Source organism: Catenibacterium sp., assembly GCF_052354645.1.
GTDB classification, from domain to species: domain Bacteria; phylum Bacillota_I; class Bacilli_A; order Erysipelotrichales; family Coprobacillaceae; genus Catenibacterium; species Catenibacterium mitsuoka_A.
This window is the reverse complement of the sequence record NZ_DAWDDM010000243.1, coordinates 1-2986: the sequence shown is the minus strand read 5'-3', so window position 1 is coordinate 2986 and position 2986 is coordinate 1. Positions and strand designations below refer to the sequence as shown.

Here is a 2986-nt window from a genome sequence, read left to right as displayed (position 1 = left end):
AAGCATGGTTACGTTTCTCTCTGGAAATATTTTTGGCGTAGATAATCAACAGGGGAGGCCGGAGGGGGGAAAATCAATGGTAAATGAAGGCGCCCTTTGAAACTATGGATCCCTCTCTTATGCAGCTGCCACAGGCAGCTGCTCCCCTTTCGGCTCGCTGTGCTCGCCACCCACACCCCGGTGGGAAGCGTGTCACTGAATTCTCAGTCGTTTGACGACTCCCTGTGAATCCAGTTTCCTTGCCACCTGAGGCAGGGGGAGGCAAGTTTATAGGGGTGTGACGGGCACCCTCTTTGTTACTATTTCCTTGCATCTCCTTCCAATATTCCATAAAATGAAGAAAAATATTTTTTTTATTTTCCACGTTCACATAAAAGCGATTTTTTCTATTTATATAGTAGAAGGAACAAATTTATAAGGCAATTCTGAAAGCAGACGCTTTTCTGTCAATCCATGGTACGGCAGGAGAGGGTATTTCGGACACGCAGGGATCCCCTTGTTTCCTTCCATCCAATCTGGCCAGAAAGGATCAAAATATGAACTACAGAAAGTACCCGGGACTCTAAATCAGCTCCACATATGCAGAAATGACGAGAGACTCGTGTATGGCGCGCGCCGTCGTACTTCGGTACAGCAGCGGCCGTAGACCATGCAGACACCGAACTCATTGGGCATCATGCTGATTTGAGATACCGGGTCTTTTGTGCTACATTGAATATTTTTAGTAGGCCTTAGAGATAGCGCGAAATAGTTGAGCAGAATAGAGAGGACTATTTTGTCTTATAAATATTACGCCGCTTCAGATCCCAGTGAATGCACTGTGCGAGGTGAGAACCAGTGAATACGTGGGAGAGGGGCATTCATTTCATGTGAAGGATCCTTTCTTGATTTATCTGTATTTATGGATTCATTCATGCCCCTTGCTTAGGAATTTGGTATGACTCTCATTCGCGTATTAGGCAGCTTTTGGTGAATGCACATCATATTTGCTATATTCTTTTATCATTCTTAAAACGTGATTGAATTTATTGATATTTAGAGTATAATACAAATAAGGATCACTTGATTTCTTTATATTTCATCTCGGTCCTGTGACGGTGTCTTATGAGGCATCGGATGGCTTTATCAAAGTCAATGCTCCTTTCAGAACTGTTGTAAGAACCCTGAAACAGGAAAGAAAGGCCTTTCTTCCCAGTTTCATCGAACGCTTGCTACACGGCATGAATTCGAGTATGTCGAGCAGGCACTCAGCAAACGCTGTAACTGCTTGTAATGTGATGGCTGGTGATTCTAATCCCAGTGTATCATGTATAGTTAGAAATATTGGATAGGGGAGTAATCCGGTTTGCTTTTCGTCCCATTAGCTATAAGGATCTATCCACCTTGGCTAATGGGATTTTTAAGTGGGACTTATGTGAGGATGTTGCATATGGATGCAGATATCGAAATTAGAAAAGAAATCGAAGGGAAAAATATTTCTTATATCCATTTTGATCGTAGAATAAAATTGACAAATCATTTGTGGCGTTGCATTACAAATAAGAAGTGGGTGCTAAGGCATGGTTTTTATCCTTTTATTCATTTTAAATGGCCTAAGTACCATAAGTCTTGGTCGACGGATTCTTCAGGAAAACGAATTTGGAAAGACGAAGGGCCAAAATATCGGGATATACTCTATGCAGCACATAAAGACGCATGGATTTACAGATACTATGGAGCTTTGTTTAACAGACAGTATAATCAGTATTTGGGAAATAAGGGGATTGATGATTGTTCTATTGCATATAGGACAAATAAGAAGGGAAAATCGAATATTTCATTTGCAGAGGAAGCGTTGGCCTTTATTAAGTTCCATAAGCCTTGTTATGTTATCATAGGTGATTTTACACATTTTTTCGATTTTCTTGATCATACTTACCTGTTGAACCAGATTCGTAGCGTTTTGGACAGCCAGTATATTCCTGATGATATATATTATGTATTGAATTCTCTCTTGCATTACAGTTATGTTGATTACGAAGCAATTACTTCCTATAAAAGAATGACGCATCAACAGCTTTGTCAGTGTCAAACGGTTTTGACAGATCAGGAATTCAGGATTCTCTCAAGAAAGAAACAGAGAGAATCTAAAGATGACCAGTTTATCATAAAAATAAATAGAGAACATTTCGGGATTCCGCAGGGGTCCCCAATGAGTGGGGTACTGGCAAATATCTATATGATTCAATTTGATGAAAAAATTTTTGCATTAGTGCGGTCGTATCATGGAATATACCGCCGTTATTCAGATGATTTTATTATTGCTATTCCGGAAAAGTATATAACGGAAGAACAATATCAACAAATGATTCATCAGCTGCAGGGAATTTTTAACCAGAGAAATACAAATACAGGAAAGTATCTGGTTAAATTATCACCGGAAAAAACTAAGAAATATCGTGTTAGTGCGAACTTGATTATTTACAATGAGCAAAAGGAGCATGGAATCATTTCCTTTTTAGGGTTTTCATACGATGGAAAGAGAGTTTATATTAAAGACAGCTCTGTAAGGCGTTATTATAGTCATGCTTATAGTAAGGCTGATCACGTTGTGAAGCAAAATGTCCAGCTTAGTCGGCTTAAGAAGAATAAAAGGAGAACTACAAATTTATATACATTGTATAGTATATCTGGATTGTATAGAAATAGCAGTAAGTCTAAGCGAGGATCAAATTTTCCGGTGTATTCCCAAAGGGCACATTTTATCTTCCAAAAGAATTTCAAGAGTGAAAATCAAACTGGTCTCGTAGCTCAAAGGCATATGAGGCAATTAAGGAAACGACTTAATTCACCAAAATAGCAGATTAGGGATATTTAGAAATGGTAAATAGGGGGGGAATAACTCTGTCGGAAAAAGATGAGCGTCGCTTTTTCACTGTTATTTTAATCTCCTGATGCCTGCTTGAGAGGGAGATGCATTATGTTATTATAGCATTTGGCGTTGAGG

The 2986-nt window shown here is 39.1% G+C and carries 1 protein-coding gene; it reads left to right on the top strand.

Going from position 1 to position 2986, the window contains the following annotated elements; genetic code table 11:
• Nucleotides 1-1429 precede the first annotated feature (1429 nt).
• Nucleotides 1430-2839, top strand: coding sequence for a hypothetical protein (locus tag ACT8VG_RS09360; RefSeq protein WP_444195708.1), 1410 nt, complete (start codon nucleotides 1430-1432; stop codon nucleotides 2837-2839).
• Nucleotides 2840-2986 lie beyond the last annotated feature (147 nt).